This is a genomic window from Psychrobacter sp. T6-1, from assembly GCF_052258445.1.
On the sequence record NZ_JBQQFC010000841.1, the window covers coordinates 1 to 515 of the forward strand.

General features: G+C 71.7%; 1 protein-coding gene. It reads left to right on the plus strand.

Translation table 11 applies throughout. The annotated features are described in order from the left end of the window. A partial coding sequence (locus ACTXGO_RS16270; protein WP_443575260.1) for a KR domain-containing protein occupies window positions 1–515 on the plus strand: 515 nt, incomplete at both ends.

The window sequence follows — 515 nt, forward strand, 5'->3', positions numbered from 1 at the left end:
GATCGCCGAGATCGAGCAGGGCGGGAAGACGCTCGCGGGCGTTCTCCACGCCGCGGCGGTGCTTCAGGACGGCCTGATCGCCAACATCGACGCGGCGGCGCTCGACGCCGTGATCGGCCCGAAGGTGGTCGGCGCCCAGCATTTGGACGCCGCCACCCGGGACCGCAGCCTCGACTACTTCGTGATGTTCTCGTCGGCGACGACGTTCATCGGCAACCCCGGCCAGGGCTCCTACGTCGCTGCCAACGGATTCATGGAAGGCCTGGCCCGGCAGCGCCGCCGCCGCGGCCTGCCCGCTTTGGCGGTGGCCTGGGGCGCGATCGGCGATGTCGGCATGCTCGCCCGCAACAAGGCGGTCATGGAAGGTCTCGCCGGCCGCGTCGGCGTCACCCCGATGGAGGCGCGCCGCTGCCTTGACTTGATGGCGGATGCCCTGGAGAGCCAGGGGACCTCGCCGGACGAGGCGGTGATCGCCATCGCGGCGATGCACTGGGGCAAGGCGCGCGAGCGGCTCG